We start from the raw sequence: 20,191 nt of genomic DNA on the forward strand, positions 1-20,191 counted from the left end.
TAACGTGCCTATGCCTGCTGACCTACCGAAACGCATTCTGATCGGCCGCGCGCTGCGCAGCGACAAGCTCGGGGAGACTCTGCTTCCCAAGCGGATCGCTCTGCCGGTGTTCGCCTCCGACGCCCTCTCCTCCGTGGCGTACGCGCCCGAGGAGATCCTGCTCACCCTCTCGGTGGCGGGCGTCTCGGCGATCCACTTCTCCTGGCAGATCGGCATCGTGGTCGCCGTCGTGATGCTCGCGGTGGTGGCCTCGTACCGGCAGAACGTGCACGCGTACCCGAGCGGTGGCGGCGACTACGAGGTCGCCACCGTCAACCACGGGCCGAACTCCGGCCTGGTGGTGGCCAGCGCGCTGATGGTCGACTACGTGCTCACCGTGGCGGTGTCGACCACCTCGGGCGTGGCCAACGTGGTGTCCGCGGTGCCGTCGTTGCGCGGGCACGAGATGGGGATCTCGATCACCCTGGTGATCGTGCTGATGGGGATCAACCTGCGCGGCGTACGGGAGTCCGGCAGCGCCTTCGCGATCCCGACCTACGCCTTCATGTTCGGCATCGTGGGCATGATCGTCTGGGGCATGGTCCGGGACCTGGTCTTCGGGTCCGAGATGGCCGCGGAGAGTTCCGGTTTCCAGCTGGAGGCGCTGCCCGGCAACGACAATCTGGCCGGGTTCGCGCTGGTCTTCCTGCTGCTCAAGGCGTTCTCCTCGGGCTGTGCCGCGCTGACCGGCGTCGAGGCGATCAGCAACGGGGTGCCCGCCTTCCGCAAGCCGAAGAGCAAGAACGCCGCGAACACGCTGCTGATGATGGCGGTCTTCGCGGTCGTGATGTTCATGGGCATCATCTACCTGGCCCGGCTGACCGGTACTCAGATGGCCGAGGAGCCGCACCAGCTGGTCGGCGCTCCGGCGGACTACCACCAGAAGACCGCGCTGTCGCAGATCAGCGAGGCGGTGTTCTCCAACTTCACCCCGGGCTTCTACTTCATCGCCGCCGTCACCGGGCTGATCCTGGTGCTGGCCGCCAACACCGCCTTCAACGGCTTCCCGGTGCTCGGCTCGATCCTGGCCCAGGACCGCTACCTGCCCCGGCAGCTGCACACCCGCGGCGACCGGCTCGCCTTCTCCAACGGCATCATCCTGCTGGCGGGCGCGGCGATCCTGTTCATCGTGGCGTTCAACGCCGACCCGACCCGGCTGATCCAGCTGTACATCGTCGGCGTCTTCGTCTCCTTCAACATGAGCCAGTCCGGCATGATCCGGCACTGGACCAGGCTGCTGCGTACGGAGCAGGACCCGAAGAAGCGCGCCCACATGCAGCGCAGCCGGGCGATCAACGCCTTCGGCCTGGTGATGACCATGGCGGTGCTGATCGTGGTGCTGGCCACCAAGATCGGCCACGCCTGGATCGCGATCGCCGCGATGGTGGTGCTGTTCGTGATGATGAAGGCGATCCGCAGGCACTACGACCGGGTCTCCCGCGAGCTGGTCGCCGCCGAGGAGCCGGACGACGTGGTGCTGCCCACCCGGGTGCACGCCATCGTGCTGGTGTCCAAGCTGCACAAGCCCGCCCTGCGCGCGCTGGCGTACGCCCGGCTGACCCGGGCGCACACCCTGGAGGCGGTCACCGTCAACGTGGACCCCTCGGACACCGAGGCGCTCCGCCGGGACTGGGACGAGCGCGGCATCGAGGTGCCGCTCAAGGTGCTCGACTCGCCGTTCCGCGAGGTCACCGGGCCGGTGCTGGAGTACGTGAAGAACCTGCGCCGCAGCAGCCCGCGCGACGTGGTCGCGGTCTACATCCCCGAGTACGTGGTCGGGCACTGGTACGAGCACCTGCTGCACAACCAGAGCGCGCTGCGGCTCAAGGGACGGCTGCTGTTCAAGCCCGGAGTGATGGTGACGTCCGTACCCTGGCAGTTGGAGTCCTCCGAACGGCGCAAGCCGCAGAAGGCCTGGTCCGCTCCCGGCGCCGTCCGGCGCGGTGAGCCCCGGCCGCAGCGCGTAGAGTCGAGGACTTCCGCATCCGCCAGTACCGCCAGCAACCCCAGCAAGGACGCCGACTCGTGACCCCCAACAACCCGCCCCGCTCCTCCGGCTCCGGCTCCGGCCGTACCGGCAAGGGCAAGGGCAAGTCCGGCAGCAGCAAGCCGGGCCAGGTCGCCCGGCCCCGCTGGGGCGCCCGCCCGGCCCGCCCGGAGGCGACCGACCGTGACGGCTTCACGGCGCAGACCGCGCCGCTCGCGCCGGGTGAGCCCGAGGTGCGTCCCGAGTCCAAGCGGGCGGCCGGCAACAGCGCGAAGAAGCAGACCGTACGCCCCCCGAAGGCCGCTGGCACCGGCGCGCCCGCTGCCCGCGCAGCCCGTCCGATGAAGACCGAGCGGTCCACCAAGGCGTCCACCCCCCGGGTGCCCGCCGGTGACCCGCTGGTCGGCGAGCGCTACGAGGTCGAGGTCGGCGCGGTCGCGCACGGCGGCGGCCACTGCGTGGCCCGGCACGAGGGCCGGGTGCTCTTCGTCCGGCACGCGCTGCCCGGCGAGAAGGTGATCGCCCAGGTCACCGAGGGCACCACCAAGTCCCGTTTCCTGCGCGCCGACGCGGTGGAGATCCTGGAGCCCGCCAAGGACCGGATCCCGGCCCCCTGCCCGTTCTCAGGACCCGGCAAGTGCGGCGGCTGCGACTGGCAGCACGTCACTTCCGGCGGCCAGCGCAAGCTCAAGGTCGCGGTGCTCACCGAGCAGCTCGCCAAGCTGGGCGGCCTGACCCCCGCCGAGGCCGGCTGGGACGGCACCGTCGAGCCGGTCGGCGGCAAGCTCCCGGCGGGCGAGGTCCCGGCCTGGCGCACCCGGATCCAGTACGCGGTGGACCCGGCGACCGGCAAGGTCGGCCTGCGCCGCCACCGCTCGCACGAGCTGGAGCCGGTCGACCGCTGCCTGATCGCCGCCGAGGGCATCACCGAGCTCGGCGTCGAGGCCCGCAGCTGGCCCGGCATCAGCTCGATCGACGTGATCGCCGCGGCCGGCTCCTCCGACCGCCAGGTGATCCTCACCCCGACCCCCGGTTCCCAGCTCCCGCTGGTCGAGCTCGACAAGCCGGTCTCGATCTCCCGGGTCGACGAGCAGGACCTGATCCACAAGGTGCACGGCCGTTCCTTCGTCCGTGAGCGGGCGGCCGGCCGCACCTGGCGGGTCTCCAACGGCGGCTTCTGGCAGATCCACCCGGCGGCCCCCGACACCCTGGTCGGCGCCGTCCTGGACGGCCTCGACCCGCAGTGGGGCGAGAGCGCCCTCGACCTCTACTGCGGCGTGGGCCTGTTCGCCGGCGCCCTGGCCGACCGGGTCGGCGAGGAGGGCGCCGTCCTCGGCATCGAGTCCAGCAAGCAGGCCGTCGTCGACGCCCGCCACAACCTGGCCACCCTCGACAACGTCCGGATCGAGCACGACCGGGTGGAGACCCTGCTGCCCCGCACCGGCATCACCTCCACCGACCTGATCGTCCTCGACCCGCCCCGCGCGGGCGCCGGCCGCGAGACCGTCGCCCACCTGGCCGGCCTCTCCGCCCGCCGGATCGCCTACGTCGCCTGCGACCCCGCCGCCCTCGCCCGCGACCTCGCCTTCTTCCGCGAGGGCGGCTACCGGCCGGTCTCGCTGCGCGCGTTCGACCTCTTCCCGATGACCCACCACTTCGAGTGCGTGGCCATCCTGGAACCGATCGCCGAGCTGGCGGTCTGACGGTCTGCCACTGATGGGCGTCGAGGCTTCTGCCCCGGCGCCCATCAGTCATCTCCACGGGTGCTGCTACATCGCTGGTGCCAGGCGGCATCTCGAGTCGGGCGCGGAGCAGTAGCCCATCCAGCTCGGGCAGGCAGCGGCCCGGCGTTGCCGAGCGGTTCGGGCTCGTGGGACTGCGGGAGTACCGGCGGATCGACGTGGCGTTCCTCGGGGTCGCAGCCCTGCTCGCGTTCGTGATGCCGCTGACCAGGGAGATCTCCTGGGTGCCGGCGGTGGTGCTGATCGCCTGCCTGCCGCTGGGCTACGTCTACCTCGCGCTCGCCCTGCTCAGCCGGTGCCGGCGCGAACTCGGCCCGACGGCAAGGGCATTGGGTGGCCGGATCGAGGGCGACCCACACCGATGCCGGCTGCTAGGTTGACCGGGACTCCGGCTCCGAGGAATCCCGATGCCCACCACCTCCGAACGCCCGCATTTCGCCGCCTGGTTGGCGGACACGGCACGGGATCCGGAGATCGGATTCGAAGTCGAAGAGCTCTCGGCAGAGGCTCGGGGCTGGTACGCGAGCGTCTTCGACTCGCACGGTGAGGTGCCCCCGCCCTATCTGGTCGGCTTTCTGCTCGAGCGTCGGGTTTCGGTCGCGACGACGGCACTCGACCTGCTGCGCATGGCAGCCGAGCGCGATCTCGGCTACCCACTCGCACTGGAGGTGTGGACCGAGCCGCAGGCGTCGGACGAGACCTGGGTCGGAGTGCACGGTGATCGGGTCCGTGCTCTGGGGGTGCAGGAGGCCATGGCCACGGTGGCGAGTGCAGTGCAGGACCTCGTGGCAGGCGCGCACCGGGCGGTTTGGCCCACCTGCGCCGTCCACCGCCTCGGTCTGCATCCGGTGCTGGCGGACGGCCGCGCGGTCTGGCACTGCCGTACCCGCGGGCACCAGTTGCCGATGCCGTAGCACCGGGCAGCCCTGTGAGGCCGGTCGTACCGCCGATGCCGTTGCGTTCACGGGGTGCCAAGCACCCCGTGCGCGGGTAAGGGAGTGCGGAGGCCGGAATGCGCCCTTGTTGTGCTAGCACATCAGCGCTAGCGTGAAGCATGGCCAAAAAGCAGCTGAACGTCAGGGTGGATGCCACGACCGCCGAGATCGCCCGGGAGCGGGCCGAGCAGCAGGGGATCAGCATGAACCAGTACATCGAACGGCTCGTGCAGCAGGACATGGGCGAGGCAGGGCGACTGTTCGTCGACACCGCCGCGCAGTTCATGAAGGAGTACGAGACCGCCTTCCTCGCCGAGTTCGAGCGCGGCGCCGAGCTGCAGGACGTGCGCCGTTGAAACTTGAGGTAGACCTGTCCTGGCTGCTCATGACAGCCGAGCAGTACACCCCGGGCGACCCGCAGGTGACCGACTACGGTTCGCTGCTCGCCTCGGTTGCCCGGCACCAGGCCGAGATCTTCGACATCGCCGTCTACCCCGAGCCGCAGGACCGTGCTGCGGCCCTGATGCACCAACTGATCCGCGTTCCTGCCCTGGAGCGGACCAACGAGCTGTTCGCCACCGCCGTCGCCTACTCCTACCTGGTGGCAAGCGGTTGCACCGTCGCCACCACCGCCCGTGAGGTACGCAGCCTGGCCCGGGCCATCCGGGAGGGCAAGCTCAGCGTCAGTGGGGTCGCCGAGCGGCTGGCCGGCTGGATCGTCGACGACCCCGAGGACGAGGAGGTCAGCGGCGAGGACGACGGCGAAGAGGGCGAAGCTGATTGAGTAGCCTGGTGGTCCACCCCCACACCGGCGAGGACCATCCACGTTGTTGCAGGACATCGAGCGCTATCTGGCCTGCCCGCACTGCGCCCGACCGTTGAACCTGGACGGCCGGACCCTGCGCTGTGCGGCGGGCCACAGCTTCGACCAGGCGAAGCAGGGCTACGTCAGCCTGCTCGCCGGTGACGCCCACACCGGCACCGGCGACACCGCCGAGATGGTGGCCGCCCGGGGGGACTTCCTGGCCGCCGGGCACTACCGTCCGATCGCTGACGCACTGGCGAAGGCGGCCGAGGTGGCAGCGGCAGCCGGCCAGGGCGGCGACGGGCCGACGGGCCTGGTCGCCGACCTGGGGGCGGGCACCGGCTACTACCTGGCGCACGTACTCGACCGGACAGGCGGGGCCGGCGCCGCGCTCGACATCTCCAAGTTCGCACTCCGGCGCGCAGCCAGGGCGCACCCCAGGATCGGCGCGCTGGTCTGCGATGCCTGGCGCCCGCTGCCGCTTCTGGACGGCTCCGCCGATCTGCTGCTCAACGTCTTCGCGCCGCGCAACGGCCCCGAGATCCGTCGGGTGCTCCGCCCCGGCGGCCGGATGCTGCTGGTCTCGCCGACGTCCCGTCACCTCCGGGAGCTGGTGGACGCGTTGGGACTGCTCTCGGTCGACGAGGACAAGGAGCGCCGTACGGACGAGAAGCTCAGCCCGTGGCTGACCCGCACCGACCGCACCGAGGTCGAGTTCCGGCTGCGGCTCTCGCACGCGGAGGCCAACGAGGTGGTCGCGATGGGCCCGAACGCCTGGCACACCGACCCGGCCCGGTTGGCCGCCGCGCTCGCCGAGCTGCCCGACCCGGTCGAGGTGACCGGCTCGGTGCACCTCACCACCTACCGCTGAGCGACCGAGCCCCCGCGTCGAGCCCGAGCCCGGGTCGGGCCGGGTCGGGCCAGGCAGGGCCGGGGACTCGTTGGGATGAAGATGCGCCGCAGGCACGTTTCGGCACCTCCGACGGCGGCTAACGTCCCATCAGTGACCAGCGAAGTCGTCCGTCCCGCAGCCGTCCGCCCCGTGCTCCGCCCCACCGTGGAGGAGCTGCGCCTCACCTCCTTCAAGTCCTACCGGCGGACCACCCTGCCGCTCTCCCCGCTGACCGTCCTGTACGGCCCTTCGGGGGTCGGCAAGTCGAACGCGCTCGACGCACTGGCCACCCTCTCCCGGCTCTCTCTCGGCGAGCCCATCGGTCTTTCGCTGGACGGCATCGGCGGCAGTTCGGGCCCGCTCGCGCTGCCGATCCGCGGCGGCATGCTCGGCTGCGTCCCGCACGGTCGGAACGCGATCATCCTCGGCTGCACCGTCCGCTCGGCCGCCGGGCCGATCCGGCTCGAACTGGTGGTCCGCACCGACGGCCCGGTCCGGGTCGCCCGGGAGTGGCTGACCTGCGCCGGGCAGACCCTGGTGGAGACCGGTGAGCAGGACGTCGCCCACGGCAGGGTCAACGTCACCTGGCACAACGACAGCAGGCAGGGCGACATCCGGGCGCCGTTCCCCAACGACAGTCTGATCACCGCTCAGATCCCGCTCCGGGTGGCGGGCTCCTCCAACGGTGAGCGCCAGGTGCTGGCCGCCGCCGAGCAGTTGCTCACCGCCCTGCGTGAGGTCTTCCCGCTGCACCCGGTGCCCGCACTCATGCGCGACTGGGCCGAGCCCGAGCAGGAGGCCAGGCTGCTCGCCTCGGCCGCCAACATCTCGCCCGTGCTGGCCCGGGTGAAACAGCAGTGCACCCGCCGGTACGGCCGGCTGCTCAAGGCCGTCCAGCAGGCGGCCCCGCACCCGTTGCTCGGCCTGGACGTGGCCCGGCGTGGCCCGGAGGCCCGTGAGCAGCTGCTCGCCGTCTTCGACGAGGGAGTGCTCGGCCGGACGGGCGCGGACCAGGCCTCGGACGGGATGCTGCGACTGCTCGCCTTCGCCACCGTCCTGCTCACCGGCGCGGGGGTGCTGGACGTCGATCCGGCCGTCGAGGTCCCGGCGGCGCACCGTCAGCTGACCGTGCTGGCCGAGGACTTGGCGGCCGGCCTCGGGGCGGAGCAGGTCTCGGCGCTGCTCCGGCTGGCCCGGGAGGTGTGCGAGAAGGAGGACATCCGCCTGCTGGGAGCGGTGCAGGACGTGGCTCCGGCCCGCGAACCCGGCCTGGGCGTCGAGCTGATCGAGTGCCGGCGCGATCCGGCCAGCGGCCACAGCGTGCTGCGGCCGGAGTCGGCCCGGGTGCCGCTGCAGGGCGCCCGGGGCGGCGTCGATGGGGTAGACCTGTAGTCGTGACCGACAAGACCCTCGACGAACTCCAGCAGCGGCTCACCGACTTCGCGGCCGCCCGGGGCTGGGAGCCCTTCCACACGCCGAAGAACCTGGCGGCCGCGCTCAGCGTGGAGGCGGGCGAACTTCTGGAGATCTTCCAGTGGTTGACTCCCGAGCAGGCGGCGACGGTGATGGCCGACCCGGACAGTGCGCACCGGGTCAGGGACGAGGTCGCCGACGTGCTGGCGTACCTGCTCCAGTTCTGTACGGCGGTCGGCGTGGACCCGGCGGCCGCGTTGGCGGCCAAGATCGAACGCAACGAGATCCGCTTCCCGATCTGAGACCGGTCCCCCTGTCCGGTCCCTCGTGTGGGTGACGGAAGTTGTCCACAGGGGGTGGGTTGTCCACAGCTTCCCGGCTGTTTCGCCCGCACTGCCCGGGCCCGCCGCACTCTTGCCGCGTGACACACCGTCGACGACGACGGTCGGACGGTCGTACGCGAGCGAGGGGAGCGGCGAGGTATGGACGCGCTGCGATTGATCAAGACGGCCCGGCACGCCCTGGCGGAGGCCCGGAGTGCGCCGGACGCACTGGTGGAGGCCTGGCAGGCGGGCTTGCTCACCGAGGCCGTCGGGGCCGGGATCGCCGGGCGCGAGAGCGGGGAGCTGGCCGCCCTCGGGCAGCTGCTCTGCGATGCGGGTGCGCACGCGGTCAGCTGTCTGGAGGAGCCGGGGCCGGCCGAGAGCGCGCAGGAGACGGCGGAGGCGGAGTGGCACCGGGCAGACTGGGGCGGCAACGGCCGGGCCGCCCGGCTGGACGAGCTCGGCGAGCTGGAGCCGGTGCTGACCGAACTCGGCCTGCTGCTGTACGACATGGCCGAGGCCCTGGTGGTGCTGGCCTGCGGGGCGGACGGGGAGAGCTTGTACTGGCGCTGCATCGACGGCGTGGACGCGGGCTCCGAGTGCAAGGACGTGGTGGTCGAGCTGCTTCGGACGCTCCGCCGGGAGGCGGCGGAGGCGGAGCCGGCCGATTCGGCCGAGCCGACGGAGGCGGGGACAGGGACAGGGACGGATGCTGGGGCGGAGGTGGAACGGGCGGCGACCGCCAGGGGAGCGGTGGCCGGGGCCGGACCGGCGGAGAGCCAGGGGGTGCCGACCTTGGTCGTCCCGCTGGGGCCGCCGGTCACGGCGCGAGGCGGTCAGCCCCGGGTGGCGGACCCGGCGGAGCGGTCGTCCGCGTCCCGCTGCTCGCCGGTCCGCCCGGCCGAGGACTGCAGATCGGCGTCCAGTCCCGCGAGGTTGGCGTTCAGGTCGGCGAGCATGCGCTGCATCTGCTCCAGCAGGGTGCCGGGGGAGGCCGCCGGGGCGGGCGCGTCCTGCTGCGGTGTAACGGGTGCCTCGGACCAGGGCTCGGACATGAGCGGACCCCTCCAGCTCGGTAGTGCGGTGTGAACCGACGGGCGTCGGTGGCAGAGCCGCCGCTCGGGCAAGCGGCCCCGCCGGTCCAACGACCTCTGCTGACGCCCGGTCACCCCGGACCACTCGTAGAGGTCCAACACCCGCCCCCGGTCAGCCTCAGGGGTGATCCCGGTTTGCGGCTCGCCCGGCCACTGGGCTACGCGGCTCGGCCTTGGCCGCCACCCACGGGGCGACCGGAGACGCCGGAGGCGCGGCCGCCGGTTGCCCGGCCCCGCGCCTCCATTGCCCTACCAGCTCAGCCCTACCAGCTCAGTCCTGCCGGCTCAGCCCCGCCGGTTCGGCTCCTGCCGGTCCGCAGACCGACCGACCCTGACGGGAGATCAGTTGTGAGCGTGCAGCTCCGCGTTGAGACCGCCCCACGAGCCGGACCGCGCGATGACCTCGACGGCGCCGCTCTGCGAGTTGCGGCGGAACAGCAGGTTGTCCTGGCCGGAGAGCTCGACCGCCTTGGCGATCTTCCCGTCCGGGGTGGTGACCCGGGTGCCGGCCGTCACGTACAGACCGGCCTCCACCACGCAGTCGCTGCCCAGCGAGATGCCGATGCCCGCGTTGGCGCCGAGCAGGCAGCGCTCGCCGACCGAGACGACCTGCTTGCCGCCGCCCGAGAGGGTGCCCATGATCGAGGCGCCGCCACCGATGTCGCTGTTGTCGCCGACCACGACGCCCGCGCTGATCCGGCCCTCGACCATCGAGGTGCCCAGGGTGCCCGCGTTGAAGTTGACGAAGCCCTCGTGCATCACGGTGGTGCCGACGGCCAGGTGCGCCCCGAGCCGGACGCGGTCCGCGTGCGCGATCCGGACACCGCTCGGCGCGACGTAGTCGGTCATCCGGGGGAACTTGTCGATCCCGTACACGGCCAGCTGCCCGCCCTGCGCACGGACGGCGAGCCGGGCCCGCTCGACCTGGTCCACCGGCACCGGGCCGATGGAGGTCCAGGCGACGTTGGCGAGCAGGCCGAAGAGGCCGTCCAGGTTCTGGCCGTGCGGCTGGACCAGACGGTGGCTCAGCAGGTGCAGACGCAGGTAGGCGTCGTGCGCGTCGATCGGCTTCTCGTCCAGCGAGGCGATCGTGGTCCGCACCGCGACGACCTCGACGCCCCGGCGGGCGTCGGCGCGCAGCGCCTCGGCAGCGCCCGCGCCGAGCGCGGCGTCGGCCTCCTCGGCGGTCAGCCGGACGGTGCCGGCCGGGCCGGGGGCAGCGGCCAGCTCCGGGGCGGGGTACCAGGTGTCGAGGATGGTGCCGTCGGCGGCGATGGTCGCCAGGCCGACGGCCACGGCACCACTTGCGAGGGAGGAGGTTTCAGCAGTCACATCGAGCACGTTAACGAATCACCGCCCGGGCTGACGAACACGCTCACCGTGCGGACATCGGACCACCCCTCCGAACAGCGGTCGCGTGGCCCCTCACCTCGGGGAAAACCCGATGCCGCAGTTATCCGCCGTCAGCAATACTCGGACAGGTGTTCATCTCGATCTCCACCACAGGCACGGCCGAACGCCCGGCTTCCGACCTGGGCTTTCTGCTCCACAAGCACCCCGACAAGGTGCAGCGCTTCTCCACCTCGCACGGTGAGGCCCACGTCTTCTACCCGGAGACCGGCACCGAGTCGTGCACGGCGGCGATGCTGCTGGACATCGACCCGATCGCACTGGTCCGCAAGGGCCGGGGCAAGGGTCGCGGGGGCTCACCCGACTTCGCCCTGGCGCAGTACGTCAACGACCGCCCCTACGCAGCCTCCTCGCTGCTCGCGGTCGCGTTGCGGACGGTGTTCCGTACGGCGATGAAGGGTGTCTGCGAGCAGCGTCCCGGCCTGGCCGAGCAGCCGCGCCCGTTTCGGATCGCGCTGCCCGCCGTGCCGGCCAACGGCGCGGGGGAGGAGGGCGGCCCGGCCATGGTGCGGCGGCTGTTCGAGCCGCTGGGCTGGCAGGTCGAGGCCACCGCGATCCCGCTGGACGAGACCTTCCCGGAGTGGGGCAACTCCCGCTACGCCCGGGTGGAGCTGTCCGCCGAGATCCGGCTGGCCGACGCGCTGCAGCAGCTCTACGTGCTGCTGCCGGTGCTGGACGGTGCCAAGCACTACTGGGTCGCGCCCGACGAGGTGGACAAGCTGCTGGCTGCGGGAGAGGGCTGGCTCGGGACGCACCCGGAGCTGGCACTGATCACCCGTCGGTACCTGGCCCGCCGCTGGTCGCTGACCAGGACGGCGCTGGAGCGGCTGGAGCTGGCTCGGCTGGCGGAGGCCGACGACCGGGAGGCGGAGGAGGTGGACAACGCCGTCGACGACACCCTCGAACCCAACGACACCACCGAGCCCAACGGCGCCACCGAGCCCGACGGCACGCCGGAGTCCAACAGCGGACCCGGGCAGCGACCCGACCCGACGGTGGCTCAGGAGTCCAAGCCGGTCAGCCTCGGGGTCCTCCGCAGGGAGGCGATCCTGGCCGCGCTGGCCGAGGTCGGCGCCGTCCGGGTGCTCGATCTCGGGTGCGGGCAGGGCGAGTTGGTGGAGGCGCTGCTGAAGGACATTCGGGTCACCGAGGTGCTCGGCGTGGACGTGTCCTCCCGTGCCCTCACCGCCGCCGCCCGCAAGCTGCGGCTGGACCGGATGTCGGAGCGTCAGGCGGCCCGGGTCCGGCTGGTCCAGGGCGCGCTCACCTACACCGACGACCGGCTCAAGGGCTACGACGCCGCGGTGCTCTCCGAGGTGATCGAGCACCTCGACCTGCCCCGGCTGCCCGCGCTGGAGTACGTGGTGTTCGGCTCGGCACGCCCTGGTGCCGTGGTCGTGACCACCCCCAACGTCGAGTACAACGTCCGCTGGGAGACCCTCCCGGCCGGCCACGTCCGGCACAGTGACCACCGCTTCGAGTGGACCAGGGCGGAGTTCCTGGCCTGGGCCGAGCGGATCGCGGCCGACTACGGCTACTCCGTCACCGTCCGCCCGGTCGGTCCGCTGGACGAGCAGGTCGGTGCGCCGACCCAGCTCGCCCTGTTCCGCCGCACCTCCGAAGCCGGATCCGAAGCCGGATCCACAGCCGCCGCCACAGCCACCGCAACGACCGTCACCACCGAAGGGAGCGCAGCCCGATGACCAACGACACCGACACCGACACCGGAACCCCGGCCGAGCGCCCGTCCACCCGCTCCCTTCCCGTCACCGACGTCTCGCTGGTGGTCCTGGTCGGCACCAGCGGCTCCGGCAAGTCCACCTTCGCCCGTCGTCACTTCCGCCCGACCGAGGTGGTCTCCTCGGACTTCTGCCGTGGCCTGGTGGCCGACGACGAGAACGACCAGTCGGCCTCGGCCGACGCCTTCGACGTGCTGCACTACATCGTCGGCAAGCGGCTGGCGGCCGGCCGCCGCACCGTGGTGGACGCCACCAACGTCCAGCCGGAGAGCCGCAAGCAGCTCATCAAGCTGGCCCGCGACCACGACGTGCTGCCGATCGCCATCGTGCTCGACCTCCCGCAGGAGGTCTGCGCCGAGCGGAACAAGGCCCGCCCGGACCGCCAGTTCGCGGCGCACGTGATCCCCCGTCAGCAGCGCGAGCTGCGCCGCTCGCTGCGCGGCCTGGAGCGCGAGGGCTTCCGCAAGGTGCACATCCTGCGCGGTGAGGCCGAGGTGACCGCCGCCGAGGTGGTCACCGAGAAGCGGTACAACGACCTGCGCGAGCTCACCGGCCCGTTCGACATCGTCGGTGACATCCACGGCTGCCGGTCCGAGCTGGAGACCCTGCTCACCACCCTCGGCTACACCCTGGCCAGGGACGAGCAGGGCCGCCCGGTGGACGCGGTCCATCCCGAGGGCCGTACCCCGGTCTTCGTCGGTGACCTGGTCGACCGCGGCCCGGACAGCCCGGGCGTGCTGCGCCTGGTGATGGGCATGGTCGAGGCGGGTCACGCGATCTGCGTGCCCGGCAACCACGAGAACAAGCTCGGCCGCTGGATGGACGGCCGCAAGGTCACCGTCTCGCACGGCCTCCAGGAGAGCATCGACCAGCTGGCCGAGGAGAGCGAGGAGTTCCGGGCCCGGGTCCGGGCGTTCATGCGTGGTCTGGTCAGCCACTACCTGCTGGACGGCGGCAACCTGGTGGTCTGTCACGCCGGTCTGCCGGAGAAGTACCACGGCCGCAACTCCGGCCGGGTCCGCTCGCACGCGCTGTACGGCGACACCACCGGTGAGACCGACGAGTACGGTCTGCCGGTCCGTTACCCGTGGGCGGAGGAGTACCGGGGCCGGGCCCTGGTGGTCTACGGCCACACCCCGGTGCCGACCGCGAGCTTCGTCAACAACACCATCTGCCTGGACACCGGCTGCGTCTTCGGCGGCAGCATGACCGCGCTGCGGTACCCGGAGCGTGAGCTGGTCACGGTCGAGGCCGAGCGGGAGTGGTACGCCCCGGTCCGGCCGCTGCACACCGATGCGCCGGGTGGCAGGGAGGGCCGTCCGCTCGACCTCCAGGACGTCGCGGGCCGTCGGATCGTGGAGACCACCCAGCACGGCCGGGTCTCGATCCGGGAGGAGAACGCGGCTGCCGCGCTCGAGGTGATGAGCCGGTTCGCGCTCGACCCGCGGCTGCTCGCCTACCTGCCGCCGACCATGGCACCGGTCGCCACCTCGCGCCGGGACGGGTTCCTGGAACACCCGGAGGAGGCCTTCCTCGGCTACCGCAACGACGGCGTCCAGCAGGTGATCTGCGAGGAGAAGCACATGGGCTCCCGCGCGGTCGTGCTGGTCGCGCGAGACGAGGCGGCGCTGGAGCGCCGGTTCGGTCTGGCCGGTTCGGGCGCGATCTGGACCAGGACGGGCCGGGCCTTCCTGAACGACGGTGAGCTCACCGACGCGGTGCTGGAGCGACTCCGGGCGGCGGCCGAGCGGGCCGGGCTGTTCGAGGAGCTGGGCACCGACTGGCTGTTGCTGGACGCGGAGCTGATGCCCTGGTCGCTGAAGGCGGTCGAGCTGCTGCGCCGTCAGTACGCGGCGGTCGGTGCGGCGGCCGGTGCCGCACTGCCGGAGGCGCTCGCCGCGCTGCGGCTCGGCGCCGCCCGTGGCCTGCCGCTGGACGAGCTGATCGGGCGTCAGCAGCAGCGCTCGGCGGACGCGGCGGCGTTCACCGTCGCCTACCGGCGCTACTGCTGGCCCACCGAGGGCCTGACGGGTCTTCGGCTGGCCCCGTTCCAGGTGCTGGCGGCCGAGGGGACGAATCTCGCGGTCCGTTCGCACGACGAGCACCTCGGCTGGATCGACCGGCTGGTGGCGGCGGACGACCCGGCCGCGCCGATCCTGCACCGGACGGGGCGGCTGCTGGTCGACACCTCCGACGCGGCCTCGGTCGCGGCCGGTGTCGCCTGGTGGGAGGAGCTGACCGGGGCGGGCGGCGAGGGCATGGTGGTCAAGCCGCTGGCCTCGCTGGTCCGCGGCGGGGCCGGCGGCCGGGGCGGCCTGGTCCAGCCCGGTGTGAAGGTCCGTGGCCGGGAGTACCTGCGGATCATCTACGGTCCGGACTACACCGAGCACCTCGGCGAGCTGCGTCAGCGTTCGCTCGGCCACAAGCGTTCGCTCGCTCTGCGGGAGTACGCCCTCGGCCTGGAGGCGCTGGACCGGCTGGCCGGGGCCGAACCGCTCTGGCGGGTGCACGAGGCGGTCTTCGCCGTCCTCGCACTGGAGTCGGAGCCGGTCGACCCGCGGCTCTGACCCCCCGGTTCTGACCCACGGCTCTGACCCCGGACTCAGGCGGGCCACCCACGCGGGCGGGTGGCCCGCCACGCCCACCTCCTGTTGCATAAGAATTCTGGAAGTCGTATACACTTCCCGTCTCATTGTCCCCGCAACCCAGGAGCCCGGCATGGCCTTCAACCTCCGGAACCGGCACTTCCTCAAGGAGCTGGACTTCACCGCGCAGGAGTTCCGCTTCCTGCTCGAGCTGTCCGCCCAGCTCAAGGCCGCGAAGTACGCGGGGACCGAGCAGCCCCGACTGACCGGCAAGAACATCGCGCTGGTCTTCGAGAAGACCTCCACCCGGACCCGATGCGCCTTCGAGGTGGCCGCCCACGACCAGGGTGCCAGCACCACCTACCTGGACCCGTCCGGCTCGCAGCTCGGCCACAAGGAGTCCATCAAGGACACCGCCCGGGTGCTCGGCCGGATGTTCGACGGCATCCAGTACCGGGGCCACGGCCAGGTGCTGGTGGAGGAGTTGGCCACCCACGCGGGCGTCCCGGTCTGGAACGGGCTGACCGACGAGTGGCACCCCACCCAGTCGCTGGCCGACATCCTGACCGTCGTCGAGCACAGCACCAAGCCGCTGGAGCAGACCACGCTGGTCTACCTCGGTGACGCCCGCTACAACATGGGCAACTCACTGCTCGTCACCGGAGCACTGCTCGGGATGGACATCCGGATCGTCGCCCCGCAGCAGCTCTGGCCCGCCCCGGAGGTGCAGAAGGCGGCCCAGGCGCTGGCCGAGACCAGCGGCGCCCGGATCACCCTCACCGAGGACGTCGCCGAGGGCGTGGCCGACGCCGACTTCCTCTACACCGACGTCTGGGTCTCGATGGGCGAGCCCAAGGAGGTCTGGGCGGAGCGGATCGCGCTGCTGAAGCCGTACCAGGTCTCGATGGAGACGATCCGGGCCACCGGCAACCCGGCAGTGAAGTTCCTGCACTGTCTGCCGGCCTTCCACGACCTGGGCACGGAGGTCGGCCGGCAGCTCTTCGAGGTCAGCGGCCTCAGCGAGCTCGAGGTCACGGACGAGGTCTTCGAGTCCGCCCACTCGGTGGTCTTCGACCAGTCCGAGAACCGCCTGCACACCATCAAGGCGATCCTGGTGGCGACGCTGGGCTCCTGACCGGCCCGCTGACCGGTCCTCAGAAGTCCACGTTGACGCAGCCCACCCGCTGCGCCGGCGCGTGCTCGTGCCCGTCCGCTCCGGCGTGCAGCACCACCGAGCCGGCCTCGCCGTCCCGGAACTCCCACTCCACGGTGGTGCTGGCGGTGGCGTGGCCGGTCCCGTCGGTGTGCAGGGTCAGCCGGAGCTCGTTCCGGTCGTTGGCGTAGGCGGGGTCGGTGGAGGGCTGCACCGGGTCCCGCCGGTCCTGGTAGTGCGGGCCGGAGTCGGCCGGCACGGTGCCGCAGCCACCGGTGTGCGCGTGCACCGGGTAGACGTGACCGGGCGTCAGTCCGTCCACCGTCATTGAGACGGTGGTGTGTCCCGCCGCCCGGTGCACCATGATCCGGGCGCCGGCGCCGTAGGGGACGGCGTCCGGGGCGAAGCTGACGGCGGTGGCGGGCACGATGCCGTCCGGCCGGTCGAAGGTGGCCTCCACCGTGTGGGCGGGCGGGAGAAGCGGCTGCAGCAGGGCGAGCGCCAGGACGGGGGCGGCGTACATGAGCGGGCCTTTCCGGAGGGGTTCAGCCCCAAGCTGCCAGCTCCGGCCGCGCCGGGGTGCACCCCGCCCCCGGAAGTCACCCGTACGGGGCGTCCGCCACGAGGCCGCCCGAGTAGCCCATCCCGGCGGGCCGGGTCGCCACCCCGGGGGTGTCACGGACCGGGCCGATGCCCCGGATCTCGCAGCGCGGCCCGCTGGCCCGCATCAGCCGCAGATCCGCCGTCACCAGCGGCACCCCGAGCTGCTCCGCGACCGCGACGTACGCCGCGTCGTCCGGCGTCAGGTTGTCCTTGAGCTCCCAGACCCGCCCGAGCAGCGGGGCGACCGAGATCTTGCGGATGGTCAGCCCGGGCAGTTCGGCGGCCAGTTCGGCCACCCGCTCGGCCGGTACCTCGCGGGCCAGGTAGAGCCCGCGCAGGGACTGCATCACCTCGATGAGCACGTGCTCAGGTGCGGCCCACTCCTGGTCCGCCGCCAGCTCGGCCCGGGCGGTCTCACCCCGGGGGCCCTGGTCGGCCAAGGCCAGCACCAGCGCGGAAGCATCGACGACGATCACGGGAAACACCCTCCGACACGCAGACGGACACGGACGACAGAACGGCAGGAACACGCGCGCACGCACGCGCGCGATCACCATGGATCCGCCCCACCGTAGCCTGACGGCGCGACGGCAGCGGGCGCGGAACTTTGGAGAAGTATCGCGGCCGGACCGTCGAACAGGGGCCTGCCTGACGCGGTGCTCACCCGGGCATGCACTATGGTTTATCTCGACATCGAGATAACTCCGCGCTATGGTTTATCTTGACGTCAAGATACTTGCCGAGAGGCGTACGCCTCCACCGGAGGCCGGGCGGGCCCAAGTTAGGGTCACCTTACCACCGGGTGGATCCAAAAGGAGTCAGTCGTGTCCGCGAACAGCTTCGACGCCCGCAGCTCGCTGCAGGTGGGCGACGAGTCGTACGAGATCTTCAAGCTCTCCGCCGTCGAGGGTTCCGAGCGGCTGCCGTACAGCCTCAAGGTGCTGCTGGAGAACCTGCTCCGCACCGAGGACGGCGCGAACATCACCGCCGACCACATCCGGGCGCTGGGCAACTGGGACGAGAACGCCCAGCCCAGCCAGGAGATCCAGTTCACGCCCGCCCGCGTGATCATGCAGGACTTCACCGGTGTCCCCTGTGTGGTCGACCTGGCCACCATGCGTGAGGCCGTGAAGGAGCTGGGCGGCGACCCGGCGAAGATCAACCCGCTGGCGCCGGCCGAGCTGGTCATCGACCACTCCGTCATCGCCGACAAGTTCGGCACCCCGGACGCCTTCGTCCAGAACGTCGAGATCGAGTACGGCCGCAACAAGGAGCGCTACCAGTTCCTGCGCTGGGGCCAGACCGCGTTCGACGAGTTCAAGGTCGTCCCCCCGGGCACCGGCATCGTGCACCAGGTCAACATCGAGCACCTGGCCCGCACCGTCATGGTCCGCAACGGCCAGGCGTACCCCGACACCTGCGTCGGCACCGACTCGCACACCACCATGGTCAACGGCCTGGGCGTGCTGGGCTGGGGCGTCGGTGGCATCGAGGCCGAGGCCGCGATGCTCGGCCAGCCGGTCTCCATGCTGATCCCGCGCGTGGTCGGCTTCAAGCTGAGCGGCGAGCTGCCGGCCGGCACCACCGCCACCGACCTGGTGCTCACCATCACCGAGATGCTGCGCAAGCACGGTGTGGTCGGCAAGTTCGTCGAGTTCTACGGCGCCGGCGTCACCGCCATCCCGCTGGCGAACCGCGCCACCATCGGCAACATGTCGCCGGAGTTCGGCTCGACCTGCGCGATCTTCCCGATCGACACCGAGACGATCAACTACCTGAAGCTCACCGGCCGTTCGGCCCAGCAGCTCGCGCTGGTCGAGGCGTACGCCAAGGAGCAGGGCCTCTGGCACGACCCGTCGGTCGAGCCGGTCTACTCCGAGTACCTCGAGCTGGACGTCTCCACCGTCGTCCCGTCGATCTCCGGCCCGAAGCGTCCGCAGGACCGGGTGATCCTGGCCGAGGCGGCCGAGAAGTTCGCCGAGGTGCTGCCCGCGTACTCCGCCGAGGCCAGCAAGCCGACCGCCGTCACCGCTCCCGACGGCAGCAGCTACCAGATCGACAACGGCGCGGTCGTGATCGCCTCGATCACCTCCTGCACCAACACCTCCAACCCCTCCGTCATGCTGGGCGCCGCCCTGCTGGCGAAGAAGGCCGTGGAGAAGGGCCTGCACGTCAAGCCCTGGGTCAAGACCACCCTGGCCCCCGGGTCCAAGGTCGTCATGGACTACTACGAGAAGGCCGGCCTCATCCCCTACATGGAGAAGCTCGGCTTCAACCTGGTGGGCTACGGCTGCGTCACCTGCATCGGCAACTCGGGCCCGCTGCCCGAGGAGGTCTCGGCCGCCGTCAACGAGGCCGACCTCGCGGTCGTCTCGGTGCTCTCCGGCAACCGTAACTTCGAGGGCCGGATCAACCCCGACGTCAAGATGAACTACCTGGCCTCCCCGCCGCTGGTGGTCGCCTACGCGCTCGCGGGCAACATGAACATCGACATCACCCGGGACGCGCTCGGCCAGGACCAGGACGGCAACGACGTCTTCCTCGCCGACATCTGGCCCTCCGAGAAGGAGGTCTCCGACACCGTCGCGAGCTCCATCGACGAGGCGATGTTCAACAAGGGCTACCAGGACGTCTTCGCCGGTGACCACCGCTGGCAGTCGCTCCCGATCCCGACCGGCAACACCTTCGAGTGGGACGCCGAGTCCACCTACGTCCGGAAGCCCCCGTACTTCGAGGGCATGGCCAAGACCCCGAGCCCGGTGAACGACATCGCCGGTGCCCGCGTGCTGGCCAAGCTGGGCGACTCGGTCACCACCGACCACATCTCCCCGGCCGGCAACATCAAGCCGGGCACCCCGGCCGCGCAGTACCTCACCGAGAACGGCGTGGAGAAGCGCGACTTCAACTCGTACGGCTCGCGCCGTGGCAACCACGAGGTGATGATCCGCGGCACCTTCGCCAACATCCGGCTGCGGAACCAGATCGCCGAGGGCACCGAGGGTGGCTACACCCGCGACTTCACCCAGCCCGACGCGCCGGTGTCGTTCATCTACGACGCCTCGCAGAACTACCAGGCCGCCGGCATCCCGCTGGTCGTCCTGGCGGGCAAGGAGTACGGCTCTGGCTCGTCCCGTGACTGGGCCGCCAAGGGCACCGCGCTGCTCGGCGTCAAGGCCGTCATCGCCGAGTCCTACGAGCGCATCCACCGCTCGAACCTGATCGGCATGGGCGTCCTGCCGCTGCAGTTCCCGGAGGGCCAGACCGCCGAGTCGCTGGGTCTGACCGGCGAGGAGACCTTCTCCTTCACCGGCGTGACCGAGCTCAACGAGGGCCGCACCCCGAAGACCGTCAAGGTCACGGCGGGCGACCTCAGCTTCGACGCGGTGGTCCGGATCGACACCCCCGGCGAGGCGGACTACTACCGCAACGGCGGCATCCTGCAGTACGTGCTGCGTAGCCTGATCGGTTAAG

General features: G+C 71.3%; 17 protein-coding genes. 14 read left to right on the top strand and 3 right to left on the bottom strand.

Features of this window, described 5'->3' with window-relative positions; all coding sequences use genetic code 11:
• The first annotated feature begins 10 nt into the window (after positions 1 to 10).
• The 10 genes from ASC99_RS31350 to ASC99_RS31395 all read left to right on the top strand — a co-directional run bounded on the left by ASC99_RS31350 (position 11) and on the right by ASC99_RS31395 (position 9,225).
• Positions 11 to 2,068 (top strand): APC family permease, encoded by a 2,058-nt coding sequence (locus tag ASC99_RS31350; RefSeq protein ID WP_057238443.1) that lies wholly within the window; start codon positions 11 to 13, stop codon positions 2,066 to 2,068.
• 299 nt (positions 2,069 to 2,367) lie between these two features.
• The gene (locus tag ASC99_RS31355) at positions 2,368 to 3,729 is read left to right on the top strand and encodes a class I SAM-dependent RNA methyltransferase (protein WP_057239131.1); all 1,362 of its coding nucleotides are present in this window, start codon (positions 2,368 to 2,370) and stop codon (positions 3,727 to 3,729) included.
• Positions 3,730 to 3,896: 167 nt separating this feature from the next.
• Positions 3,897 to 4,148 carry a hypothetical protein gene (locus ASC99_RS31360; RefSeq protein WP_057238445.1) on the top strand — a complete coding sequence of 84 codons (252 nt, stop codon included), beginning with the start codon at positions 3,897 to 3,899 and terminating at the stop codon, positions 4,146 to 4,148.
• Positions 4,149 to 4,175: 27 nt separating this feature from the next.
• Positions 4,176 to 4,682 carry a hypothetical protein gene (locus tag ASC99_RS31365; RefSeq protein ID WP_057238446.1) on the top strand — a complete coding sequence of 169 codons (507 nt, stop codon included), beginning with the start codon at positions 4,176 to 4,178 and terminating at the stop codon, positions 4,680 to 4,682.
• 140 nt (positions 4,683 to 4,822) lie between these two features.
• Positions 4,823 to 5,059, top strand: a complete 237-nt coding sequence (locus ASC99_RS31370) for a toxin-antitoxin system HicB family antitoxin (RefSeq protein WP_057238448.1) — start codon at positions 4,823 to 4,825, stop codon at positions 5,057 to 5,059.
• Positions 5,056 to 5,487, top strand: coding sequence for a hypothetical protein (locus ASC99_RS31375; protein ID WP_057238449.1), 432 nt, complete (start codon positions 5,056 to 5,058; stop codon positions 5,485 to 5,487). Before ASC99_RS31370 ends, ASC99_RS31375 begins: the two co-directional genes overlap by 4 nt.
• A gap of 43 nt (positions 5,488 to 5,530) precedes the next feature.
• Positions 5,531 to 6,379 (top strand): putative RNA methyltransferase, encoded by an 849-nt coding sequence (locus ASC99_RS31380; RefSeq protein ID WP_057238452.1) that lies wholly within the window; start codon positions 5,531 to 5,533, stop codon positions 6,377 to 6,379.
• Positions 6,380 to 6,511: 132 nt separating this feature from the next.
• Entirely contained in the window at positions 6,512 to 7,792 is a 1,281-nt protein-coding gene (locus tag ASC99_RS31385; RefSeq protein ID WP_157531882.1) for an AAA family ATPase, read from the top strand.
• A 2-nt stretch (positions 7,793 to 7,794) separates the two neighbouring features.
• Positions 7,795 to 8,115: a nucleotide pyrophosphohydrolase gene (locus tag ASC99_RS31390; protein ID WP_057238455.1), complete on the top strand. Its 321-nt coding sequence runs from the start codon at positions 7,795 to 7,797 to the stop codon at positions 8,113 to 8,115.
• A gap of 180 nt (positions 8,116 to 8,295) precedes the next feature.
• On the top strand, positions 8,296 to 9,225 hold the full coding sequence (locus ASC99_RS31395; protein WP_057238457.1) for a DUF6099 family protein: 930 nt from the start codon (positions 8,296 to 8,298) through the stop codon (positions 9,223 to 9,225).
• 347 nt (positions 9,226 to 9,572) lie between these two features.
• Here ASC99_RS31395 and dapD read toward each other — a convergent pair whose 3' ends face one another.
• Entirely contained in the window at positions 9,573 to 10,562 is a 990-nt protein-coding gene (gene dapD, locus ASC99_RS31400; RefSeq protein WP_369824354.1) for a 2,3,4,5-tetrahydropyridine-2,6-dicarboxylate N-succinyltransferase, read from the bottom strand.
• 149 nt (positions 10,563 to 10,711) lie between these two features.
• Here dapD and ASC99_RS31405 point away from each other — a divergent pair, with 149 nt between their 5' ends.
• The 3 genes from ASC99_RS31405 to argF all read left to right on the top strand — a co-directional run bounded on the left by ASC99_RS31405 (position 10,712) and on the right by argF (position 16,099).
• Positions 10,712 to 12,343, top strand: coding sequence for a 3' terminal RNA ribose 2'-O-methyltransferase Hen1 (locus ASC99_RS31405; protein ID WP_057238460.1), 1,632 nt, complete (start codon positions 10,712 to 10,714; stop codon positions 12,341 to 12,343).
• The gene (locus ASC99_RS31410) at positions 12,340 to 14,946 is read left to right on the top strand and encodes a polynucleotide kinase-phosphatase (protein WP_057238462.1); all 2,607 of its coding nucleotides are present in this window, start codon (positions 12,340 to 12,342) and stop codon (positions 14,944 to 14,946) included. Before ASC99_RS31405 ends, ASC99_RS31410 begins: the two co-directional genes overlap by 4 nt.
• A gap of 151 nt (positions 14,947 to 15,097) precedes the next feature.
• Positions 15,098 to 16,099, top strand: coding sequence for an ornithine carbamoyltransferase (argF, locus tag ASC99_RS31415; protein WP_057238463.1), 1,002 nt, complete (start codon positions 15,098 to 15,100; stop codon positions 16,097 to 16,099).
• A 19-nt stretch (positions 16,100 to 16,118) separates the two neighbouring features.
• Here argF and ASC99_RS31420 read toward each other — a convergent pair whose 3' ends face one another.
• Positions 16,119 to 16,640 (bottom strand): superoxide dismutase family protein, encoded by a 522-nt coding sequence (locus tag ASC99_RS31420; RefSeq protein ID WP_057238464.1) that lies wholly within the window; start codon positions 16,638 to 16,640, stop codon positions 16,119 to 16,121.
• A gap of 76 nt (positions 16,641 to 16,716) precedes the next feature.
• Entirely contained in the window at positions 16,717 to 17,196 is a 480-nt protein-coding gene (locus ASC99_RS31425; RefSeq protein ID WP_063857249.1) for a type II toxin-antitoxin system VapC family toxin, read from the bottom strand.
• 348 nt (positions 17,197 to 17,544) lie between these two features.
• Here ASC99_RS31425 and acnA point away from each other — a divergent pair, with 348 nt between their 5' ends.
• The gene (acnA, locus tag ASC99_RS31430; RefSeq protein ID WP_057238466.1) at positions 17,545 to 20,190 is read left to right on the top strand and encodes an aconitate hydratase AcnA; all 2,646 of its coding nucleotides are present in this window, start codon (positions 17,545 to 17,547) and stop codon (positions 20,188 to 20,190) included.
• Position 20,191 lies beyond the last annotated feature (1 nt).

It is taken from the genome of Kitasatospora sp. Root107, from assembly GCF_001424875.1.
GTDB lineage: Bacteria > Actinomycetota > Actinomycetes > Streptomycetales > Streptomycetaceae > Kitasatospora.